The organism is Winogradskyella sp. (assembly GCF_028289625.1).
GTDB lineage: Bacteria > Bacteroidota > Bacteroidia > Flavobacteriales > Flavobacteriaceae > Winogradskyella.
Genome location: NZ_JANQOM010000056.1, coordinates 15,433 through 38,501 on the forward strand (window position 1 = coordinate 15,433; position 23,069 = coordinate 38,501).

Annotated in this window: 23 protein-coding genes and 1 other RNA gene; 10 read left to right on the forward strand and 14 right to left on the reverse strand. The window is 34.4% G+C overall.

The features are described from left to right. Positions 1 to 99: 99 nt before the first annotated feature. Positions 100 to 1,551, forward strand: coding sequence for a hypothetical protein (locus Q0992_RS11220; RefSeq protein ID WP_299524009.1), 1,452 nt, complete (start codon positions 100 to 102; stop codon positions 1,549 to 1,551). 31 nt (positions 1,552 to 1,582) lie between these two features. Here Q0992_RS11220 and fsa read toward each other — a convergent pair whose 3' ends face one another. The 4 genes from fsa to ffs all read right to left on the reverse strand — a co-directional run bounded on the left by fsa (position 1,583) and on the right by ffs (position 3,848). After that, on the reverse strand, positions 1,583 to 2,236 hold the full coding sequence (gene fsa / locus Q0992_RS11225) for a fructose-6-phosphate aldolase (RefSeq protein ID WP_299524011.1): 654 nt from the start codon (positions 2,234 to 2,236) through the stop codon (positions 1,583 to 1,585). 132 nt (positions 2,237 to 2,368) lie between these two features. Further along, positions 2,369 to 2,773 (reverse strand): hypothetical protein, encoded by a 405-nt coding sequence (locus Q0992_RS11230; RefSeq protein ID WP_299524014.1) that lies wholly within the window; start codon positions 2,771 to 2,773, stop codon positions 2,369 to 2,371. Positions 2,774 to 2,821: 48 nt separating this feature from the next. Continuing rightward, positions 2,822 to 3,625 (reverse strand): SDR family oxidoreductase, encoded by an 804-nt coding sequence (locus Q0992_RS11235; RefSeq protein ID WP_299524016.1) that lies wholly within the window; start codon positions 3,623 to 3,625, stop codon positions 2,822 to 2,824. Positions 3,626 to 3,749: 124 nt separating this feature from the next. Beyond that, an RNA gene (gene ffs, locus Q0992_RS11240) (signal recognition particle sRNA small type) lies at positions 3,750 to 3,848 on the reverse strand. A gap of 98 nt (positions 3,849 to 3,946) precedes the next feature. Here ffs and Q0992_RS11245 point away from each other — a divergent pair. The 5 genes from Q0992_RS11245 to Q0992_RS11265 all read left to right on the forward strand — a co-directional run bounded on the left by Q0992_RS11245 (position 3,947) and on the right by Q0992_RS11265 (position 8,522). Further along, entirely contained in the window at positions 3,947 to 4,975 is a 1,029-nt protein-coding gene (locus Q0992_RS11245) for a glutaminyl-peptide cyclotransferase (protein WP_299524018.1), read from the forward strand. 7 nt (positions 4,976 to 4,982) lie between these two features. After that, positions 4,983 to 5,369, forward strand: a complete 387-nt coding sequence (locus Q0992_RS11250) for a thioesterase family protein (RefSeq protein WP_299524021.1) — start codon at positions 4,983 to 4,985, stop codon at positions 5,367 to 5,369. 147 nt (positions 5,370 to 5,516) lie between these two features. Next, positions 5,517 to 6,284 (forward strand): hypothetical protein, encoded by a 768-nt coding sequence (locus Q0992_RS11255; RefSeq protein WP_299524024.1) that lies wholly within the window; start codon positions 5,517 to 5,519, stop codon positions 6,282 to 6,284. 76 nt (positions 6,285 to 6,360) lie between these two features. After that, positions 6,361 to 7,929: a right-handed parallel beta-helix repeat-containing protein gene (locus Q0992_RS11260; RefSeq protein ID WP_299524026.1), complete on the forward strand. Its 1,569-nt coding sequence runs from the start codon at positions 6,361 to 6,363 to the stop codon at positions 7,927 to 7,929. Between the two features lie 29 nt (positions 7,930 to 7,958). Next, a complete protein-coding gene (locus tag Q0992_RS11265; protein ID WP_299524029.1) occupies positions 7,959 to 8,522 on the forward strand; it encodes a hypothetical protein in 564 nt (187 codons plus the stop codon). Here Q0992_RS11265 and Q0992_RS11270 read toward each other — a convergent pair. Next, the gene (locus tag Q0992_RS11270) at positions 8,519 to 9,703 is read right to left on the reverse strand and encodes a hypothetical protein (RefSeq protein WP_299524032.1); all 1,185 of its coding nucleotides are present in this window, start codon (positions 9,701 to 9,703) and stop codon (positions 8,519 to 8,521) included. The two genes, Q0992_RS11265 and Q0992_RS11270, sit on opposite strands and share 4 nt — an antisense overlap. Positions 9,704 to 9,768: 65 nt before the next feature. Beyond that, positions 9,769 to 10,710 carry a DUF5694 domain-containing protein gene (locus tag Q0992_RS11275; protein ID WP_299524035.1) on the reverse strand — a complete coding sequence of 314 codons (942 nt, stop codon included), beginning with the start codon at positions 10,708 to 10,710 and terminating at the stop codon, positions 9,769 to 9,771. Between the two features lie 198 nt (positions 10,711 to 10,908). On the opposite strand from Q0992_RS11275, the gene Q0992_RS11280 reads away from it, so the two are divergent. Further along, positions 10,909 to 11,943 (forward strand): sensor histidine kinase, encoded by a 1,035-nt coding sequence (locus Q0992_RS11280; RefSeq protein WP_299524045.1) that lies wholly within the window; start codon positions 10,909 to 10,911, stop codon positions 11,941 to 11,943. After that, on the forward strand, positions 11,940 to 12,623 hold the full coding sequence (locus tag Q0992_RS11285) for a LytTR family DNA-binding domain-containing protein (RefSeq protein WP_299524048.1): 684 nt from the start codon (positions 11,940 to 11,942) through the stop codon (positions 12,621 to 12,623). The genes Q0992_RS11280 and Q0992_RS11285 overlap by 4 nt, the downstream gene beginning before the upstream one ends. Positions 12,624 to 12,625: 2 nt before the next feature. On the opposite strand, the gene glyA is transcribed toward Q0992_RS11285, so the two are convergent. Further along, complete coding sequence (gene glyA, locus Q0992_RS11290) at positions 12,626 to 13,900, reverse strand: serine hydroxymethyltransferase (RefSeq protein ID WP_299524051.1); 1,275 nt, start codon at positions 13,898 to 13,900, stop codon at positions 12,626 to 12,628. Between the two features lie 112 nt (positions 13,901 to 14,012). On the opposite strand from glyA, the gene fahA reads away from it, so the two are divergent. Together fahA and Q0992_RS11300 are read left to right on the forward strand one after the other, a co-directional pair. Then, positions 14,013 to 15,305 carry a fumarylacetoacetase gene (gene fahA / locus Q0992_RS11295; protein WP_299524054.1) on the forward strand — a complete coding sequence of 431 codons (1,293 nt, stop codon included), beginning with the start codon at positions 14,013 to 14,015 and terminating at the stop codon, positions 15,303 to 15,305. 260 nt (positions 15,306 to 15,565) lie between these two features. Further along, positions 15,566 to 16,747, forward strand: a complete 1,182-nt coding sequence (locus Q0992_RS11300) for a hypothetical protein (RefSeq protein WP_299524057.1) — start codon at positions 15,566 to 15,568, stop codon at positions 16,745 to 16,747. A gap of 203 nt (positions 16,748 to 16,950) precedes the next feature. Here the strand turns inward: Q0992_RS11300 and Q0992_RS11305 are convergent, their stop codons facing one another. From Q0992_RS11305 to Q0992_RS11335, 7 genes are all read right to left on the reverse strand, one after another. Beyond that, positions 16,951 to 17,754, reverse strand: a complete 804-nt coding sequence (locus Q0992_RS11305) for a hypothetical protein (protein ID WP_299524060.1) — start codon at positions 17,752 to 17,754, stop codon at positions 16,951 to 16,953. 349 nt (positions 17,755 to 18,103) lie between these two features. Then, positions 18,104 to 18,670 (reverse strand): hypothetical protein, encoded by a 567-nt coding sequence (locus tag Q0992_RS11310; RefSeq protein ID WP_299524063.1) that lies wholly within the window; start codon positions 18,668 to 18,670, stop codon positions 18,104 to 18,106. Positions 18,671 to 19,427: 757 nt separating this feature from the next. Further along, on the reverse strand, positions 19,428 to 20,153 hold the full coding sequence (locus Q0992_RS11315; protein WP_299524066.1) for a hypothetical protein: 726 nt from the start codon (positions 20,151 to 20,153) through the stop codon (positions 19,428 to 19,430). Between the two features lie 167 nt (positions 20,154 to 20,320). Then, positions 20,321 to 20,788, reverse strand: a complete 468-nt coding sequence (locus Q0992_RS11320; RefSeq protein WP_299524069.1) for a hypothetical protein — start codon at positions 20,786 to 20,788, stop codon at positions 20,321 to 20,323. Between the two features lie 201 nt (positions 20,789 to 20,989). Next, the gene (locus Q0992_RS11325; protein ID WP_299524072.1) at positions 20,990 to 21,361 is read right to left on the reverse strand and encodes a hypothetical protein; all 372 of its coding nucleotides are present in this window, start codon (positions 21,359 to 21,361) and stop codon (positions 20,990 to 20,992) included. A gap of 212 nt (positions 21,362 to 21,573) precedes the next feature. Then, positions 21,574 to 22,461, reverse strand: a complete 888-nt coding sequence (locus Q0992_RS11330; protein WP_299524074.1) for a hypothetical protein — start codon at positions 22,459 to 22,461, stop codon at positions 21,574 to 21,576. Positions 22,462 to 22,649: 188 nt separating this feature from the next. Then, a partial coding sequence (locus tag Q0992_RS11335) for a hypothetical protein (RefSeq protein WP_299524077.1) occupies positions 22,650 to 23,069 on the reverse strand: 420 nt, incomplete at its 5' end.

A 23,069-nucleotide genomic window follows, 5' to 3' on the forward strand; every position in this document is an offset into this window, starting at 1 on the left:
GCGAAATAAATAAACGGTATAACAAGATTTAACTAGGCATTAACAAGACTTGAACATTGCAACGTATATTTTTGTTTACTAACTATTGACGAAGCGTACATGTTGACTAGATTTCTCATACTATCCGTTGTTTTGTTATTTTCAGCAATTGGATGCAAAGTAAGCACAAGCGACGAAAGAGATTATGCCTTTGTAGGTGGTGAAATTATTAATCCAAAAAATAAGAATATTATACTCTACAACACCGAAGGTAAGGTTGTAGATTCTCTAACTTTAGACGTAAACAATAGATTTATCTTCAAAATCGAAGACTTGGAATCTGGCCTGTATTCCTTTACACATGGAGGTGAATATCAATTAATTCTTTTAGAACCCAACGATAGTGTTATGTTTAGATTAAACACTTATGACTTTGATGAGTCTTTGGTGTTTACTGGTGTCGGAGCTAGAAAGAACAATTATCTCATTGAAACTTATCTCGCTAATGAGCGCGAAGAAAAGAAGCTTATGAGGTACTCCAAAATGGAGCCTGAACGGTTTAATAAGTTTATTGAGGAAAGACGCACTAGGGAATTAACCAAATTTCATAATTTCCTAGAAGATAAACAAGAGTCTGAACTTTTTAAATCTATCATTGAAGCAAATATTAATTACAATTCTTATGCCGACAAGGAAATCTATCCTTTTGCTTATTTTGGCAGTAACAAATTGGTGCATATCAAGGATATGCCTGAAGACTTCTACGCTTACAGAAACGAGATTGACTACAATGCCATTAACTTGAGCCACTTATACTCTTACAATCGATTTTTATTTTCTCATATTGATAATCTGGCAGCTCATGTTTATTATGAGAACAATCCTTATCACAGTAAATTTGATAGGCATACCATGCATTACAATAAATCGAAATTGGATTTAATTGACAGTATCATCACCGACGAAACGATAAAAAATAGTCTTTTGAAGTACAAGACTAGAGACTATGTAAGTCATAACCACACAGAAGCAGATGCTAATGAAATGCTTAATTATTTCCTTTCTAAAAGTACAAACGAAGAAGATAAGACTAGCATGAAAGAGTTGGTCTCTTCCTTGAAATTACTTAGACAAGGTAATTTAATTCCAAATTTAGCTATTATCAATTATGATGATTCTGAGCAAAATCTAAAATCTATAATAGAAAGACCTACCATTATTTACTTTTGGTCTTCTAACTCAAAAATGCAGTATAGAAATAGCCATTACAAGGTAAAAAGTTTAAAGTACCAATTTCCGGATGTAGATTTTGTCTCTATTAACCTTAACAGCAATGATGATAAATCCTGGAGAGGTATTATTAATAATTACGATTTTCCTAAAGACAAGGAATATAAATTTAAGTATCCTATAATGGCACGAAAAATATTGGCCGTTAATTATTTAAACAAAGCTATTATAGTGAATGAAAATGCTATGATATTACATCCTAATGTCAATATTTTTAAATCGGATTTTGCCGAAATACTAGGCAACCTATTACAAAAAAAGCACCTTATCGCTAAAAAATAAGATGCCCTTGTTATCATTTCTGGAATTTATTTTAATTCCCTTTCTTATAATCTGCCAAGAATTTTTCCAATCCAATGTCCGTAAGTGGATGATTTAACAATCCGAAAATAGATTTTAAAGGTCCTGTCATAACATCGGCGCCTAATTTAGCACAATCGATAACGTGCATGGTGTGCCTAATGGAAGCTGCTAAAATCTGTGTGTCAAAGGCATAGTTGTCATAGATATGGCGTATCTCAGCAATTAAATTTAAACCGTCCGTAGAAATGTCATCCAAACGACCAATGAATGGCGAAACGTAAGTTGCGCCTGCTTTAGCAGCCAGTAGCGCTTGACCAGGTGAAAACACAAGTGTAACATTCGTTTTAATACCCTTATCAGAAAAGTACTTACAAGCTTTTACACCATCCTTTATCATTGGTAATTTAATCACTATTTGGTCATGCAAATCAGCCAATGCTTCACCTTCCCTAACCATGCCTTCAAAATCTGTAGAGATTACCTCGGCAGAAACATCACCATCGACAATTTTACAGATATCTACATAGTGTTTCATAATATTGTCTATACCAGTAATACCTTCTTTGGCCATTAAAGATGGATTGGTTGTTACACCATCTAAAATACCCATATCCTGAGCCTCTTTAATCTGATCTAGATTGGCTGTGTCAATAAAAAATTTCATAGTAAACTTGTTTTTGTTTCCCTCTTACTGAGAATCTATTTTAGTTGTGTTTTAATTGTCGCGAATTTACAACTAATCAATAGGAAGACTTTAAGGAAATCATCAAAATATATTAACAATTTACCAATAAAATTAATTCTCTTCTATAATCAACGTGTAGGTTTTTGAAGTACTAAAGTTGCATAAGGTATTAGGATCATTATTAAAGTTACCGAAAGGCCCATCTACGTCGAGAAAAATAGTGATTTTAAAGATTCCTGTTTCTTCAGGAGTGCCCTCTAAACTGATAGTTCTATAGTTGACGAAGAAGTTCATTCCTTCAGGTAAACCTCTTACATCAAAAAAGTATCGATAATCGTCGTCACGCGGTTCGTTATTGATCTCAGCTGTTAGATCCACATAGTAATAATTTTCTGTTGATCCAATTGGAAACTCCTTGTTTGGAAGTTCTGGTTCAACCGGAATAATACAAAACGGATCTTCACAACTAAAGATGAAAATAGAAAGTAAAATAAGTATAAGTAATCGTTTTTTCATGATAGCCTAATTTCATGAAATAAACATCAAATAACGTACCAAAAAATACTACAACCCGTAATGATTCATCAGTAGTTTCTCATAAACCTTATCAGGAAGCATACGTTTAAGAACTATAGAGAACTTTTGCATAAAAGCGCCAACTTTATAATGAATCTTAGGCGATTTAGTAGTTATTATTTTATAAATAGCCTCAGCCATTTCCTTGGGATCATTTCCATCATCTACATGTTCGTCCATCATTGCTAAAGAATGACTGTATTTTTCCTTATAGGGGGAATCTTCCAATACTGGAGCATGATAACGACCAGCAGCAATATTTGTTGCAAAATCACCAGGTGCTACATTGGTCATTTCCACATTAAAATCCTTCAACTCCATTCTAAAGGCTTCGGTTACCAATTCTAAAGCCCCTTTACTGGCACTATATACACCTCTAAACGGTAATCCCATATAACCAGCAATAGAGGTAATATTGATTATTAAACCAAAGTTTTGCTGCCGCATCGAAGGCAATACGGCTTTAATAACATTAATAGGCCCAAAAAAATTAGTTTCGAAATTACGTTTTATCTCTACATCAGGGATTTCTTCAATGGGCCCTGTGATTCCAGCACCTGCATTATTGATTAAGATATCTATCTTTGATGTCTCATCTAGTATTTTTTCAATACAATTAGAAATCGTTTCTGGTTGAGTAACATCTAAAGCTACAATGGGGAATTTACTCTCTGGATAATTTTTAGGATTACGGCTCGTACCATATACAATAAATCCTTTATTCTGAAGAAACTCACCGACAGATTTTCCGATTCCAGACGATCCGCCTGTGATTAATACAACTTTAGACATAACATTTACTTTGAAGTTAAAAGTACGAATTCAAAAATAATGAGACCCCAACCTTCATTGGGATGTACGTAAACTAAAAAATCTTGATTCGCATAAGCTTTCAAGATTTAAGTTTATTGTACAAAAAAGGCAAGCTACCTACATCACACCGCTACGACCGCGTACCTTTGCTACGTTCCCGTCCTGGAGGATTAAGCAGGAGCTGGTTGTGTAGGACTTGCCGGCTGCAAAGATACAACCTTTTAAAACTTTTACAACCATAAAGCAATCATTTTTAAACTGAATTATATTTAATAACTTGCCAAAAATCTTTAGAAATCTATGCACCTCTATAAATATTTAACATTCTGCTTTTTAGGGTTAATTCTAGTCAATTGTGGTAATACAAATACATCTCAACGAACGGGCTTGGCTATTGATACCAAAGTAAAATCCCTTTTGTTGGGAGATACTTTAGACCTAACTATTACTAATCCCAAAAACCTAAATATCACAAAGGTGAGCTATCAATTAAATGGTAAGGCTATAGAAAAAAATACGGTTTTGGATAATGTTACTCTCGGTGAAAAAACATTAACTGCTAACGTTTCTTACGATGACAAAACAGAAACACTGACAAAGTCTATAAAAATTTACAACAACATTATCCCTTCCATCTACTCTTATGAAATTATAAATACCTTTCCTCACGATATCACATCCTATACTCAAGGCTTAGAGTTTTATAATGGTGAACTTTATGAAAGCACTGGTCAGTATAAAGAATCAAAATTGAGAAAAGTGAATTTTAAGACGGGTGAAGTTTTAAAAAATATTAATCTGAGTGATAATTTCTTTGGAGAAGGCCTAACCATTTTAGATAATAAATTATACCAATTGACCTGGAAAGCAAAACGAGGTTTTGTTTATGATGTCAACACGTTAGAAAAGATTAGCACTTTTAATTACGGAACAAGTAAAGAAGGCTGGGGAATTTGTAATGATGGAAGCACTTTATATAAATCTGATGGCACCGAAAAAATATGGCTTTTAAATTCTGAAAATCTTACAGAAAAAAGTCATATCGAAGTGTATACCGAAAAAGGGAAAATCCCAAGTCTTAATGAACTCGAATGGATTGATGGTAAAATTTTCGCCAACATTTACCAACGCAATGGTGTGGTGATTATTAATTCTAAAACAGGTGGTGTCGAAGGTGTTATTGACTTTAAACCACTACGAAAACTTGTTACACAACACAGCGAATTAGATGTACTTAATGGTATCGCCTATCATCCAGAACGTAAAACCATCTTTGTAACTGGTAAAAATTGGGATAAACTTTTTGAAGTAAAAATTAAGAAGCAGTAATACAACATTGCGAATATTCGAAAAAACCATAACCGTCTCAAAAGACGATCTAGACCAACTCAACCATGTCAACAATGTGCGCTATGTACAATGGGTTCAGGATATGGCCGAAGCACATTGGCTTCAAAATACGACTAAAACTATCCAAGACAACTACTTTTGGGTATTGGTCAGTCATCATATAGACTATAAAAATCAAGCGGTTTTAGGAGATGTTTTAAAGCTGAAAACCTACGTGTCTAAATTTGAAGGAGTTTTCTCTTTTCGTCAAGTAGAAATTTACAATGCAACAAACGATAGGCTTATTGTAAAATCTGAAACCAAATGGTGCCTAATGAAAGTCGAAACAAAAAAACCAACTAGAATTCCAACAGAAATTACAACCTTATTTTAATAAGTTTATGATAGCTCGACTTGTTTCTTTAGACTTACTGATCGAAGCTAAGCGTAGGTGAGTTAACAATAATTTAGGTTAAAGTTTTTTTAATTGGCTAAAGTGTTTCAATTTAATCTGTTTTCTTTAGCCCACCAATCCTTCATTATGAGATATTTCCTGTTTATCACATGCATACTCGGCATTAATAGTCTTGTTTTTTCACAGACTTTAGAAGGAAAAGTATACGATTCAAAATCTGTAGTAAAGGACATTAAAGTACTAAACAAAACCCAAAACAGGCTTACGGTTACGGACAAAGATGGTAACTTCAGTATTGTTGCCAAAGTGAATGATACCATTTCATTTGAATCCTTATTTTATCATCCCAAAGAAGTCGTTTTAACCCAAATGCATTTTGAGGATATTAATGTTTTTGAAATTAAGAAAATTGTCAGTGCGTTGGATGAAGTAAATATTAAAGCCGAACCCGAACAACCGGTTTTTGAGGAGGTAACTTATAATGAAGAACTTCAAAATTTAATTAAAGAAGATATTAAACGCAATCCGCATTTATACATGCCTGCGGAAGCTTATTATGGCGGAAATATCTTAGCAATAATAGATTTAGTTGCAAAACTATTCAAGAAGAAAGATAAATATCAACCACCAAACTACAAAGCCCTCACCTATACGCAAATTGATTCTTTATTTAATAAAAGTACATTCTTTAACAAACGTCTAGTTACGGAAGATCTAAACATTCCTGAAGACAAGACTAAACTGTTTTTCGATTTTTGTGAAGCAAAAGGCCTGAGTTCAGAGCTTTTGCAAGATGGAAAAAAGATGATGCTTTTAGAACAATTGGTTTTAAACAGCCAGCTATTTCTAATCTTGCTCGAAGAGTATGGAGAAGAAAAGACTTCTAAAGATTAAATCTGTCATATAATTCCTAAGTTTCATAATAATTCATAACTTCAAAAGTTATATTTTAGAGCCAAAATTAGTTTACATGAAGCGATTGCTATCATTTTTCATTTGCTTAGGAATCATAGTACTATGGAGTTCTTGTCGTGAGGATTTTGAATTCTCACCTAGTACGGGAAATCTAGAGTTTGAAAGGGATACCGTTTACCTAGATACTGTATTTACAGATATAGGTTCTAGCACTTATAATCTTAAAGTCTATAATCGAAGCGACGATGATATAGTCATCCCTACTATTCAGTTAGAAAACGGCATCAGTTCGTTTTATAGAATGAATGTTGATGGCACCACAGGTTTAGAAGGTGCACAAGAAGGCAAGTTTTTTGAAAATGTCGAGCTTTTAGCCAATGATAGCCTTTTTATATTTATTGAGACCACTATTGATATAGAAACCCTCTCTAGCTCAGATACACAGTTTTTGTATACGGATCGAATCCTTTTCGATTCGGGTAATAATCAACAAGATGTGGACTTGGTGACTTTAGTTAAAGATGCTGTTTTCATATTTGCAGATAGAGACGAAGACACTAACATTATTGAAACCTTAACGTTTGATGTGGATGGTGACGGCACACCAGATGAAACAACATTGCAAGGGCGCTTCCTCGAAAATGATGAACTTACATTTACTAACGAAAGACCCTATGTAATTTATGGCTATGCAGGTGTTGGCGCAGGACAAACATTGACTATGGAACCAGGAGCCAGAGTTCATTTCCATGCTGATTCCGGAATTATAGTCACTCAAGGAGGTTCACTGAACATAAATGGTGCTTTAAGCACAAATCAAGAAGCCCTAGAGAATGAAGTGATTCTTGAGGGCGATCGACTAGAACCACTTTTTAGTGATGTCCCTGGACAATGGGGAACAATTTGGTTGTTTAATGGTAGTATGGATAACACTATTAATTATGCTACCATTAAAAATGCAACTATAGGAGTGCTCAGCGAGGGAAACCAAGATGCTACGAACGATAAGCTTACCATCACCAATTCACAAATTTATAATTCTAGTGCCTTTGGTATTTTGGGACGAGCGACATCCATCACTGCCGAAAATCTAGTCATTAATAACTCCGGACAATCCTCTTTTGCAGGTACTTTTGGTGGAAAATACAATTTTACACATTGTACTATTGCCAATTACTGGAATAACAGCTTTAGGCAATTCCCTTCCCTCCTTTTGAATGATTTTATTGTAGATGAAAATAATACGGTTTTTACGAATGATTTAACCGAAGCCAATTTTAACAATTGCATTATTTATGGTAATGATAACCCTGAGTTTTTGTTAGAAGATGAAGGTGCTGTATTTAACTATAAGTTCAATAATTGTTTATTGCGTTTTGATAACACTAATCTTAGTGGTACAGGAAACTATATGTTTAACGATACCATGTTCTATGAAGGTAACTTCTTTAATATAGATCCCGATTTCGAAGACCCATTTGAAAACCTGATGCGAATCGGTCAAGATTCTGGTGCCAATGGTATTGGCAGTCCCGATTTCATAATTTCCACAGATATCCTTGGTGAAACACGTACCTCACCACCAGATGCTGGTGCTTACATCAGTACCACTTTTGAAGACTAATTACCTATTATCTACAATTTAACATCTAAATGAAAACTTATACCTTGATTTTACTTGTGCTTTTATTATCGCCAATCTGCGAAGCGCAATCCACTTATAAAAAAGCCATAAATGCCCAAATAGGTTTTGCATTAAGCTCACCTTATGAGAGCGAAGATGAAATAGGTGATTCTGGCTTTTTTCTACAAGGAGAATATATTCTAATTCTCAAATCTTGGCTAGAACTGAAGCCATATGTAGGTTTAATAACAACAAGCTCTAACGGAGAAGATCTAGATGGTAACCCAACAGATGAAAGGGCAGAAACCAAGGCTTTTCTTTTTGGTAGCAAAGCGCGGTTAAGAGCCCCTATACGATGGGTAGCACCTTACATAGAAATTGGAATTGGTGCATCTATTGGGAAATTTGAGACCTTTACCTCAACTATTAAAATCGAAAAAAATGGTTTAATTTATCACATCCCTTTTGCCTTTGGGCTAGAATTAGGTAGAAATAATAACTTTGATTTAGGATTTACTTATTATTTCCAACCTACAGTTGAGCAATTTGCTGGAGCATTTGCTATCGGTGTTACCTTTCCGCTTAAAAGCTAATCCGCATTCTTAGCATCGTAATTAAGTATACCTTCAACTTCCATTTTTGGGATGATCAGTAAATCATAGCGCTGTACAAGTTCTGCTAGTTGTGGGTTAAGATTAAATTTTTTGGGATAATAGAAATGCCCTTTAATCATTGGTCTTAGGTCGATGACAACCCACTGGTCTTTTTTGCCCATTTGCAGTAAATCTTTTCGAGCTTTGAAGTATCTGTTCTCAGAATTATAATTATCTGTTATGACATCACCTTCCTTTGAATATCTTGACATAAACCCTATGTTAAGTGCCGTGTTACCATGGTACTCTGCAACTTCATTAAGCGTATTTCCTACTTCATAAATACTCAATGGTGAAAACCCTTTGGATAAATGGTAACCCCCCATTTTTATAAGTAGCTTGTCCTTAGATAAATCAAAATTTAGATCTATTAATCCTTTTCTAAGCTGAGACTTCATGTACTTTATGCGGGTTGCATTATTCTCATACCACTTTCTGTTGTTGTATAATAAGTAAATAGCACTACTTTGTTTTAAAGCATCAACTACTTCAAGATTCTTTGGTTCTATCGACATCTTTTGTAAAAAATCCTTGAAGAGTTCGGAATTGGATAGTGATACATGAAGGTTTTGTTTATCCTCTTGGTCGTCTTTGTAGAACTTTTGAAGTGATGATTTTACCTCGGAATACAAGTCTAAATGTTGGGCTTTAATATCTTTAGGTAAATTCTCGAACATTTTGTCTATCAACATAACATAGCCATCATAGAACTCCTGATCTATACCAAATAGGTTCCATGATTTATCTTTTACTGTTTGCAAAAACTCAGCATCTTCTTTGTAATCAAAAAATGGAAAAGGTGTATTGATATAGCCATCAGAATCTTTCGTCAGGTATTTTTCATGTAGCTTCCGAATCTCTTCTTCTGTAGTTCCCTCTAAAGTATTTAACTGTTGCCCAGTTACAGGACCTACCTCTAAAGCCATTGTTTTATATCCTAAACGATCCAAAACCGGAATAATAGCATTTGTAAATTCAGAAATACGTTTAGAACCATGGTATTCTCCAATCATGGTAAACTGAGCTTTAGCCATTTCATTTTCTAAAAAGGCTTTCCCATAACCTGTTAATTTTCCATCTACAACATCAAAAGTATAAGTTAGTGACTCTAATTGCTTCACTGTTAAGCTATCTTGAGCATAGCTAAAACAGGATAACAGGATTATAAAAAAATTAAAAACAGGCTTCATTTTGTGTGTTCTTTAATATCGTGATACATAATAACCTTAAGATTTGGATTGAGGCGTCTCAATTCTTCACTCACTGCTTTTGCATGACCAGCACCTACAATCAATACACTTCGTTTTATCTTATTTTCACCTAATACTTCCAATATATTTTTTGCCATTTTGACGTTTCTATCGTCCCATTTTTTAATCTGAATATCATAGTCTTCACCACTAAAGCCTTCAAATCGTAATGAGTTTACCCTGTAGTATAAATCTAACGTTTTGGGTTTATTAATATATCGCCCTAATGACCATGAGGCACCAGCAAATATGTTTCCCCAAGTATCTTTTCGCATTGCTTTTTTAAAGGTTCTCTTACCTTCTTTAGTTCCTGCTTTTAAAGTACGTTGCCATGCTGGCCAGTAGCCGCTATAGCCCTCATGACTGTCTACACCATACACCTTTTTTAGCTTTAATTTTCGCATTAATTGAAAAGTTAAATCAGGGTTTTGATTTCCGTATGGTTTGAATTTCTCAGTAGCACCGTGCCTCGCAAAATAACCATACATTCTATGATTGCCTTGATCGCCAATACTCAGGTAATACGCTTGTAGTTTTCTAAATTGTAAGCTGTCTAATGCTGTATTTGGTGTTTGCTCGAGTTGCTTTATTTCGTTCATATCGATATTAAACGAGTCTTTCTTTTTTAGATAAGCTTCTTTAAAACGCGAATTCCATTCTCCCATTGCCGCAGTATCGCCAGTCCTAGAATGCTCGGACATTATTAACTCTGGCTTGTACTTTAATATCTTTTTAACCATGGGTTTATAAGCACGTTTAACGATGCCAGGTAATTGGTGCATATCACCTACAATTAGGATCTCTTGCTGCTCTTGCGAAAATGTATTACTGAATTGCATTAGTAAAAAGACCAAAAAAAATTTAGATAAGTATTTCATGATGTTTTATTTTGAATAACAACCCAAAATTGAAACTCTTTAACCATATTATAAAAGAGAATCTGTAAACCTGCTAAACTCCTCTGTAAAATTGAGGATAGGTATATTCGTTATTCTAGAATGCAGGTTTACAGATAAAAATTTTGAGTTCACAGATACTTTTTATCATTAAAAGTAGATTTCATTAGCTTCGCACATATGAAATACGGTATTAAAAAACTAAGCCTTTGGTTCCTAATCTATTATGTGGTAATTGATGTTATTGGTGATATCATAGATTCAAATTCTATTTCTAATGCATTTGAATATCATATTCAACCTAAGATTATAGCATTGACCCTATCTGTTGGATTAATCTTCTTTTTGTATACACTTTCGTCTTATTCTATTTTTTACAAATGGCACAATAAGAAACCGTTTTGGGTCAATATTCTAATCATAGTCACTAGTGTGGTCGTTATCATAAGCCTAAGGTATCTCATTGAAGAAGTTCTATTTAGAATTATTTTTGGATTTGGTAATTATAGAGAGGATGTTACGATGTCTTATTATTTTCTGGATAATTTTTATTATGTCTTTCAGTATTGCACTTTAGGAATCATCTTTTATTTCTGGCAATACTCAAAGTTTAAGGACGAAAGCACCAACCAACTTTTATTAGAGAATCAACGCATGGAATTGGATTTGTTGCGCTCGCAAACCAATCCACACTTTTTATTCAATACGCTTAATAACATCTATGCTTTGATTCACATCAATCCCGATAAAGCCCTAGGTGCTATCGAAAAGTTATCTTTACTGTTACGCTATACCTTATACAAAACCAAGTCGGTGGTTGCCTTAGAAGACGAAATAGCCCAAATAAGAAATTTTATAGATTTGGAAAGCATTCGGCACAAGGAACAGCCTATGGTAGAATTTAGTATTGAAGGCTTAACAAAAAATGTTAGTGTTCCGCAGTTCTTATTATTGCCTTTTGTTGAAAATGCTTTCAAACACGGAAAAATGCATAGCAAGCAACAACCTATCGAAATCAAAGTAATGGTCAATGGTTCTTACTTAACATATCAGGTCATAAATGAAATCGAAGAAAAGAAGAAAGATAAAGTAGGAGGCTTAGGTTTAGATAACCTCAAAAAACGCCTGAAGCTATTATTTCCGAAACAGTATTCGTTTTCGTGTAAGGCCGAAAATTCAATATTTAAAGCTTATCTTCAAATACCTTTAAAATGACTTGTATAATTATAGATGATGAACCTTTAGCTGTTGATTTGTTAGAATCTTACGTCTCAAAAGTTGAAAACTTAAAGCTCATAGGTACTTTTAATAATCCTTTGGATGCTTTGAAGCTTTTGCGTGAGACCTCAGTGGATGTTTTATTCCTCGATATTCAAATGCCAGAAATAACTGGTGTTGAGTTCAAAAAAATAATTCGTCCAGAAGTCAAAGTCATTTTTACAACAGCCTATTCGGAATATGCTTTAGAAAGCTATGATCTCAATGCTGTGGATTACCTATTAAAACCCATTACGTTCCAGAGGTTTTTACAAGCTGTTGAGAAAGTTCAAGAAAAAACGGTTTCAATACAGCCTGATGATGGTATTGACTATCTATTTGTGAAGACCGAATATCGTCATCAAAAAATAGTCTTTTCAGATATTTTATACTTAAAGGGCCTAAGTGATTACGTTGCCATACAGACTAAAGAAGGTAAAGTACTTACGTTACAGAATATGAAAGATTTCGAGCAGATTTTACCCAAAAACAAGTTTATTCGCGTTCATAAATCTTATATCGTGAGTTTAGAACATATTGAGTTTATAGAACGTAATCGTATCGTCATTGAAGGCGAATACATTCCTATTGGTGCAACTTATAAAGATGCCTTTTGGAAACAAATAAATGGTGAATAACCCTAGGCATTAAACAAAGGTCTACCGCTCATTAGTTCATTCACTTTTTCAGCCACACCTTCTAAAACGGTTTCATTGTCGTGGTTATTGATGACCTCATCGATTAGATCAACGATGTAACTCATGTCGTTTTCCTTTAATCCTCTTGTGGTAATCGCTGGAGTACCAATTCTAATTCCTGAAGTTACAAAAGGAGACTCAGTATCAAACGGCACCATGTTTTTATTAACGGTAATATCTGCTTTCACCAAGGCATTTTCGGCATCCTTTCCTGTAATGCTTTTGTTGCGTAAATCAATAAGCATCATATGGTTGTCCGTTCCGCCGGAAATTAAATGGTAATCCTTAGCAACAAATGCTTTTGCCATAGCATCTGCATTATGTTTCACTCTTAACATATAATGCATAAACCCATCCGTTAAGGCTTCACCAAATGCAATCGCCTTCGCAGCAATAACGTGTTCCAAAGGACCACCTTGATTCCCTGGAAAAACACCAGAGTCGAGCAAGCCCGACATCTTACGTAACTTTCCACTCTTTAAGGTAATACCAAATGGGTTATCAATATTCTCACCCATTAATATCATACCTCCTCTTGGCCCTCGCAATGTTTTGTGTGTTGTTGTTGTGACTACATGGCAATGTGGCATCGGGTCATTGAGAATGCCTTTGGCTATTAATCCTGCAGGATGTGAAATATCAGCTAATAAGACAGCCCCAACATTATCAGCGACTTCCCTAAACTTAGCGAAGTCCATATCACGTGAGTATGCAGAAGCGCCTGCAATGATTAACTTAGGACGCTCTTTCTCAGCAACATCCGATAACATATCGTAATCAATATAGCCTGTCTCTTGTTTTACACCATAAAATGTAGGACGATACAATTTTCCCGAAAAGTTAACAGGAGAACCATGCGTTAAATGACCACCATGTGATAAATCAAACCCTAAAATAGTATCACCAGGCTTTAGACAAGCGTGAAATACAGCTGTATTAGCCTGACTGCCTGAATGTGGTTGCACATTGGCATAAGCTGCTCCAAACAAGGTTTTTGCGCGATCAATGGCAACACGTTCAACCTCATCTACAACTTCACAACCACCATAATAACGCTTTCCCGGATAACCCTCTGCATACTTGTTTGTAAGTACAGAGCCTGTTGCTTCCATGACTTGGTCACTAGCAAAATTTTCGGAAGCGATTAATTCAATACCATCCAATTGGCGTTCTCTTTCGGCATCTATTAGTTCAAAGATTTGTTCGTCGCGTTGCATAAATTATCTCTATAGTTAAATGAAAATCAAAAATACTAAAACATTAGTTTTAATATTAAAAATTATGTAGGTTTGAATAGAAATTAATGAACATTTAATCAACAACACTACTATGCCATTATCAGCTAATAACCCAAACAGAACATCATGGTTATATGTCAATAAATACTCTGATTTTCCCATTCAGAATATACCTTTTGGTGTTTTCTTAACCAGAGAAGATATCATTACCATAGGCACACGAATTGGCGATACAGCTATAGATCTTGGAGCATTACATCAGTTGGGTTATTTTGATGGCATTCCTTTAACGGATGATATTTTTCTTCAGGATTCATTAAATGATTTTATAGCCGATGGACGTAAAACTTGGCGTGCTGTTCGTAATCGCGTAGCAGAAATTTTTGATTCCAATAACGAAACACTTAAGAACAACACCAAGCATAAGGAGATTATTTGTTTTCGATTAGATGAGATTGAAATGCAAATGCCAATTCACGTTGGTGATTACACGGACTTTTATTCGAGCAAGGAACATGCAACGAATGTAGGCTCAATGTTTAGAGACCCAGATAATGCCCTTATGCCAAATTGGTTGCATATTCCTGTAGGTTATCATGGTCGTAGCTCTTCCATTGTAACAACGCATATTCCTATCCACAGACCACAAGGGCAAACCTTGCCTGAGGGTGCGAAACAACCTGTTTTTGGTCCAAGTAAATTGGTCGATTTTGAATTGGAAATGGCTTTTATTACTACGGCTGCAAACGATTTGGGAGAACCGATTCCTGTGGAAGAGGCTGAAGGATATATATTTGGTTTGGTCGTCTTTAACGATTGGTCGGCCAGAGATATTCAAAAATGGGAATATGTTCCTTTAGGTCCTTTTTTAGGAAAGAATTTTGCATCTGCCATGTCACCTTGGATAGTTACCCTCGATGCCCTAGAGCCGTTTAGAGTTGAAAGTCCAAAACAAGATCCAAAGCCTTTACCTTATTTACAGACCAAAGGCAAGCACAGCTTTGATATCCATTTAGAAGCTGGTATTATCCCAAAAGGTGGCAAAGAAACCACTGTTTGCAAGACCAATTTCAAATACATGTACTGGAATATGGCCCAGCAACTGGCACATCATACCGTTAATGGTTGCCCTGTAAATGCTGGAGATATGATGGGTAGCGGTACCATTTCGGGCCCTACTGAAGATTCTTACGGTTCTATGTTAGAATTGACTTGGAAAGGCTCTAAACCTATTAAGATGAAAGATGGTACCGAGCGTAAGTTCATCAATGACTATGATACCGTAGTGATGCGTGGTTACTGCGAAAATGATGACGTGCGTATTGGTTTCGGACAAGTAAAAACACAATTGCTTCCCGTGTTTAATCCGAAGAAGAAGAAATAGCTTAAAGTATGAAGATATAAGAAAGAAGCTCGGAGTTGTTATCAATTTTGAGCTATTTGCTTTCTGCCTACTTTCCTACTTCTTGCTTCCAACTTCCAACATTTTAAACAACTAACAATCAGCATCATAATAAACTTGGCATAGTACTTGGTTTATAATTCGTATGAGATCCTGAAACGAGTTCAGGATTAGTTCAACTAACCATGTTGCTTCATTTCATTAGAAATTTGCAACAATGAGTTTCACTAAAATACAAGATTATGAAACGATTTTTACTTTTAACAGTCCTTGTTTCGGTACTCGTATCTTGTAGTGCCAAAAAACAAATCGAACAAGCCATTAGTCATGGTAATTATGATGAAGCCATTTCCGATGCTTTGCGAAAGCTAGACAACAACAAAGACAAAAAGCGTAAGCAAGCTTATGTTATAATGCTGAAGGATGCTTATGATAAAGTCTTAGCCGAAGACTTGGCACAAATAGCGCATCTTAAAGAAGATGGCAATCCTGAGTTATACAAAACGATCTACGAAACCTATGCGGATCTTGAAGCTAGACAAAATGCTATAAAACGCATAATGCCTTTGAGAATTGATGGCAGAACCATCCACTTTTCCTTTAGGGATTACAGTAGCGAATTAGTAGATTACAGATATAAAACATCGGATTTTTTAATGGATAAAGCTTTAGATTTATTAGATACTGAAGATAAATTCAACGCACGTGAAGCCTATAGATTGTTTGATTATGTGAATAACATTAATCCAAATTTTGAAGACGTCAGAGACTTAATGCAAGAAGCGCGTGCCACTGGTATGGATTATGTGCATGTATCTATACAGAACCAAACCCATCAAATTATACCGCAACGATTAGAAGCCGAACTTTTGGATTTTAACACCTATGGTTTAAACCAATTTTGGATCACCTATCATGCTGTTGCAGATGATGATCTCGATTATGATTTTGCAATGGAATTGCAATTAAAGCGTATTAATATCTCGCCAGAGCGTATTAACGAGAGACAGTTATTGAGAGAACGCGATATTGTGGATGGCCGGGAATACGTATTGGATGAGAATGGTAATGTTGCTAAAGATAGTTTGGGTAATGATATTAAAGTGGATAGAATCATTAATGTACGAGCACGTTTTTTTGAAGTGCTACAGACCAAATCCGCACAAGTCATAGCAGAAGTAGTATATAAAGACCTAAAGCAAGATCAAGTGATTGACGCTTTTGCGATTGATAGTGGCTTTGTATTCGAAAATGTTTTTGGCCATTTTAGAGGTGACCGAAGAGCATTGAATAGAGATGACAGAACCTTGTTAAGACAGGAACAAATCCCTTTCCCTACGGATGAGCAAATGGTTTATGACTCAGGCGAAGATTTAAAGCTTCAGTTAAAAAACATCATTAGTCGCTATCGCTTGAATAGTTAGAAAACAAAAAAACCTCTCACATTTCGATAAGCTCGAATATCGCGAGAGGTTTTTGTTATTATAATTATCGTTGTTGTATATGAGAAGTAGCTGATTTATATGTGCTAGTTTTCGGATAGAAATAAATATAGCAGAAAAGAACTAAACACTGTGATTAGCTTTTAACTGCTATTATTTATATACCGTGTTAGCAAACGTTACTATTAATTAAATCCTCCACCAAGATTATCGCATTCAGGAAATAAGTTTCCATTCATATCAGCATTTGGAATGGCACATTGAAATGTTTTAGTTACGGTTTTTTCGCAGTCTTCGAATTTAGCAGTAACAGTTGCTCGAGTAATTCTATTATTTATTGAGGCTGAAACTAATCGAGGGTTACTAGTGGATGGTGAGTAAAATTGTATTGTTCCATTTTGTCGTCTTATTTCCCACTCATATGTTGTTCCATTCGGAAAATTACCTCCAGCGTATAAATAAACATAATTAGCACCACTTTGAGTTCCATCAATGTATTCATCTAATATGCTCAACGAATAGTCATCACAATCATCTGGACCAGGACCAGATCCGCATAAAAGAATATTTCTAGCCATAGGTGAAACGCATATTGAACTGTTAAATTCAACTGATATTTGACCTCCTGAAAAATTACTATCCAAACTAATAGTTACCGTACTAGTTCCTTGACCATTAACAATGGAAATTCCTGATGTCACATTCCAATTTATAATAGTAACAACATCTGGCGTATTCAAAGTGTATGTTAATATTTGTCCCGGAAGACCACATTCGGGTCCATTTGTTGCACAACGTGTCAAAAGCCCACGTTTATCGTTTTGAATTCCGCGACTACTATTATTACTATCTTTATCGATAGAATTTTGAATCTCTCCAATCACAAGTATATTTTCGGATTGAGCAGGATCAATTTCAGGATTATCTGTTTCACAAGAAAGTGTGAAAGAAAGTATTATAGTTAAGATTAAATAATTGATTTTTTTCATAATAATATTGAATTTAAATTGTTAATTGAATTCAGTTTTTTTGTCATAATGTTTGCTATCGGTTACGTATATGAAAAGTAGCAGATAAAAAGGCTACTATTCTCTGTTTAAAAATTAAGATAGTAGAAAAGAACTAAACATTGTGATTAGCTCTTAACTGCTATTTTTTATATACCATGTTGTACCACATTCTATTATTTCTCTTTTTTTAATACTAACTTCAAAATTAGAGCCAAAATTGCTATAGCAAGTAATACATATTGTAGCCAAAGAAAATGGTCATTTTTATCGAAAACCTGTATTAATAAAATAACAATTAATGGAATATAAATTAAATATTTCCTTTTCATCATTCATTCTCCATACATTCATTATAGTCATCCATGGCATCGTCTAAACATAAGGCAGAGATAGCAAAAGCTGACATTGCCCCTATTCCCCAGCCCATACCACCAGTAAATATGCCTACAACAGCAGAGACACTGACGGCTATTGTTAGATTTCTACCACATCTATATCTTGCTCTGTCGTAAGTCTCTATACATGAGTTACTTTTATTGTATTGTTCAAGTTGTTTGTCATATTCAGCTTCTATAATATTTTCAATTTCTTCAGATGTGAAATTTTTAAAATCTGGATTGTTATTAGCAAAGTCAATACTATTATTATACATTGCTACGAGAAGATTTGAAATTCTTTCGGATTTCTGAATGTTTGCCTCTTGTAAAATATTTGATACTTCATTTAGTTCAAATTCTACAGATAAAGACTCTAAGTATTGAATGTTGATATTTTCCTCATTTAGAAGTAATGTATTAATTTCAGCACCTATTTGTATTTGTTTTGACACATAATCTTCTAAGCTCAAGTCGTTGATCTTTTTCTTTAAGTCAATTGAGTTTGATGATTCATTCATTTCATTATCATATTGACTACATGATCCAAACATTATTAATAAAGCAAATAGAATTGTGAAATAGGGTTTTCTTAAAATTTTAAGTAGATTCATGTTTTTAATTTTTAATGGAAATATCAATTATATTTTAATAATTTTCCTTTTTAAACTTATTTTTTGAATTCTCAATATTCTAATTGGTTTACTTTTTAATTTTATTTCGGTTTCAACTTTCACATTTTCCCATTTTAGATTGTCAGCCTATTTTTGACCGCTATATTTGTTTTTAATTGCACACGACGCATAGGTAAGACCAATTATTAATAGGTTTTATTGTTTGATAAGCGAAGTTAGTATTTTCTTACAGCGAAGTCAATACGTAGAACTACGTATTTTTTAGATATTTAGGATTACTCTAGCGAAGATTTAAAGCTTCAGCTAAAGAATATCATTAATCGTTATCGGTTGAATAGTTAGTAAATAAAAAGCCTTTCACTGCCATTGAGCTTACCCGTACTGAGCGCGGTCGACGCATCGAAATGTGAGAGGTTTTTCACTATTGTGCTTATCAACGGTCTCGTATAACCGTCAGTTACGGATAAATTTACGTTTTATTTGGTTTGGCACTGACGGAAGCAATTCAGAGTGGATTCGCTTGGCCTGCCCTGAGCTTGTCGAAGGGTAGTCGAATCCGCCGACACGATCGGTGCGAACTGGCGGCAGCAAATTGAGGTTATACATTGTTAGTTGTAGTTTTTTTATTTTCATTATTCAGACGCTATTCTTCCGGAATTGGGTCTCCTTCTCCAAAGTTTAGAATTGAAAACGCAAAGTCAGTCGATTCAGGTACATTTAGCTTATCGAGCCATTCTCCGCCTAAACCTGAAACTTGAATTTTATTATCTATTACTTCTAGTCCTTCTGTTTCTCCAAAGAAAAACTGAATTCCGTTACTAAGAGCAATTCCCATTGTGTCAGGAATTTTAAAAAAATAACTTTCGTTAGGCTTAATTGTTATTTTTTGATTGGCAATAATTGAGTTTTCAGTTTCATTGTAAATGAAAATGCTATACACTTTTCCAGTCGCTTTATATATCGCAGTGTCAATAGTTTCCTTTTCATAATCTGAACTGATATATACTTTATTTGGCTGGGTTACATTGAATTCATCAGGCGTAATATCTAGAACTTCTTCTGATTTTACGTTATCTTTAAGATTACTCCAAATTAGTTTTCCGATATTATTACTTTTTGTAATCGCTATTATAAGAACCACCAGCATTATCAATAATTTAAAGTACTTTTTTAATTCATTTATCATGAAAATTTTAAAAACCAACGATAACAGAATAATCCAATACAAGAAGTTGGCAATACCTCCAATTAATCCTAAATTAATAGGTGAAAGATTAATTTTGTCAATCCAATATGGAATTGAAAGCCAAAGTCCTAAGCGGATTGCCGAAAATAATATCGCTATGTAGAATAAGTTTCTAATGGTCATTAGGGAATACGTGTTTTAAATTGCAACTAACGGTCTCGGCTATGATATCGTTGCGGAAAAATCCGCAGGATTCTTTCCGCCGTAACCGTAAATTTAGCAAAAAGGCTTGAAATTCCGAGTAGGAATTCAACCGTAATGAACTATAGCCGTTGTTGGCAAAAGGTGTTTTAAAAATTATCTAGATAATAGAATTTTGATAGAATTAGGGCTCTTTGTTGATTCGATTCTTGATTTATTTTGCTATAACTTTTAAGTGATTTACCTTCTTTAAAATAATGTATCTCGTCTGTCGAAAAGTTTCCTAATGTCCAATCACCATTGTTTTTGGATTCTGTTATTTCACAATATACCAGAACATCCAGATTATAGTAAAACTTATATTTTGCCTTTAATTCTTTCAGGTCAATATTTACCGAAATCCTTACTATATCCGAACGATTTGTACGCAATTCAGAGATTTCTGTCTTTCCAAATGATTTTCTATCAGAATTTGGGGTATCAAAACTTTTGGATTTTATTGTAGTGTCCGTTCGATTGTCTATGTAGGAGACATATTTGTCAATATCCTCAGTTGTATCCAGAGAATAACAACCCGATACTATCAGTAATAATATGTAAAATTTAAGTTTTTCCACATTATGCACAACGATCTCGTATAACCGACAGTTACGGGTTAATATGCGTTAATTTTTGGTTTAGCACAGACTTTAGCAATTCCTAGTGGATTCGCTTGGCCTGCCTTGAGCTTGTCGAAGGGTAGTCGAATCCGCCGACACGAGCGGAGCGAACTGGCGGCAGCAAATTGCGGTTATACATTGTTAGCAATAGTATTTTTTTCATTCAGTCAGATTTTCGTTCATAGATTTTAGAGTGTCAATTTTCGGCAATTCTGTAATGTCTGATTCTCCATCTATTGAGTAAAATTCCAATTCAGTCGGCATTTGGTCAGTTCCGAATACAGATATTCCAATTAATTCTCCGTTTTTCCCTTTTCCAGCGTAGTCGATTATTAAATTTCCTTTTTGAATTTCCGAGTCAAATGTTTTTCCAAACATTATAGTCGGACATTTTCCACAACCACATCTCGCAATAACTTTCAGATTTCCGATTAAATTAGTCCATTCCGATTTTCCCTTTCCAAACAGATAAGTCAGAAATTCAATTTCCGATTTTGTCAATTCTCTTTTATCAGGAATGCTATATTTCATTAATCAAATTCTTCGTTTACGTCCGGTTGATATTATTGCCAACGGTTTTAGCTATAGTTTCGTTACGGAATGGTACGCGAGTATCATTCCGCCGTAACCGAAAGATAGTGAATTGCAATGAATTCCGCATCGAACACCAAAGCTTTAGCGTAGGTGTTAGGAATTCAGCCGCATTGAGCTATACACGTTGTTGGCTACAGTTTTTAATTTCCTCATTGTATATTTCTTAAACTATCGAGCGTCTTTTTCAATTTCATAGATGGAAGTCCAATAGCAATTCTCCTTTCGTCAAGTTTGTCATATTCAATTATATTTTTCTCACTGGCATTATTATAAATACCATAAATATACTTTTCCTTTTGAGGAACACGTCTTTGATAGCTATCAACATAATTTCCAAGACTTATTGGTGGTGCCTTTCCTTTTTTTATAAATTCTTTGAGCGTAGTCGTCCAATAATCGTAATCATCAAAATGGAAGAGCATAGTTCCTATTCCAACAGGTGTAAAATCAATTTTAAAGTCTCCAATTAAACTTTCATTTGGATAACCAAATTCCGCTATTATTTGCTTTAGTTCTTTCTCATTTATTGCATCCATACTGTCACTTAACTTTATTCCGTCAATCTTTGGATTATTATATATTTGGTCTAATCTGCTCATTTCTCGTATTTTCTCTCTCAATTCTAAATTAATTGAACTTAAGTATTCGTTACGTAACGAGTCATAGTCTTTTTCTAATTCCAACCATTGATTAGTATTAACGATATTTTGAAAGGCATCAATATCTTTCAGATATGTTATTTTATCGCCTTTAAGAATTAAATTTCGGATTAGTTCAAACGCTTTTTTATTTTTCCCGAGACGAGCAGCCGATTCCGCATATTTTAGAGTTTCGTAAATTATCGGTTGGTTAAGTAGTTCACAATTAGCTTCTGCTTTTGCCATTAGTGCAACTACTCTTTCAAAATCCTTTTTATGGTATGCTTCTTCAGCTAAATAAACAGTTTGATAGTAATTGTCTATATAATTACAGTCTGTTTCTTTTTGACAAGAAAATGTCCATAAAGCTAATAATGTCAAAATGATAATCTTTCTCATTAATATTTGGGTTAAATTGGCTACAACGGTATGGTATAACTGCAGTTACGGTTTTCTATGCCTAAATATCGGTTAAAACACGGACTTTAGCAATTCCGAGTGGATTCGGACGTAGTCGAATCCGCAGACACGAGCGGAGCGAACTGGCGGCAGCAAATTGCGGTTATACATTGTTGCACAACGTTTTTTCATTTTCTATTATCTTCAACAACTCTAAATTTAGTCGCTCTTTCTATCTCATTTCCATTCGGTTCAATCTGCAAAATGTATGTTCCTGCCAAGTAATCAACTCCATTTTTGGCAATATCTTTAATTTCGAGTTGGTCAGTTTTTATTACATTATCAATTTTGTTTCTGTCCAAAATTATTGATTGTCCGTTGATTTTATATTTTCCATAAATGTATTCACTAAATCCAATTGCGTGATTATCGAAAATATAGGTTCCGTCTGTTTTAAAGTCGATACTCGTTCCATTAAAATCTCCATTATAATATGCCCTAACCAAAGTCGGTTTATTAAATTCAGAGTTATTTTTCCAATTTAGTCCGATAATCAGTCCGAAGAATAAAATTCCTATTATTGGTCCAATTAAAAATCGGTTATTTTT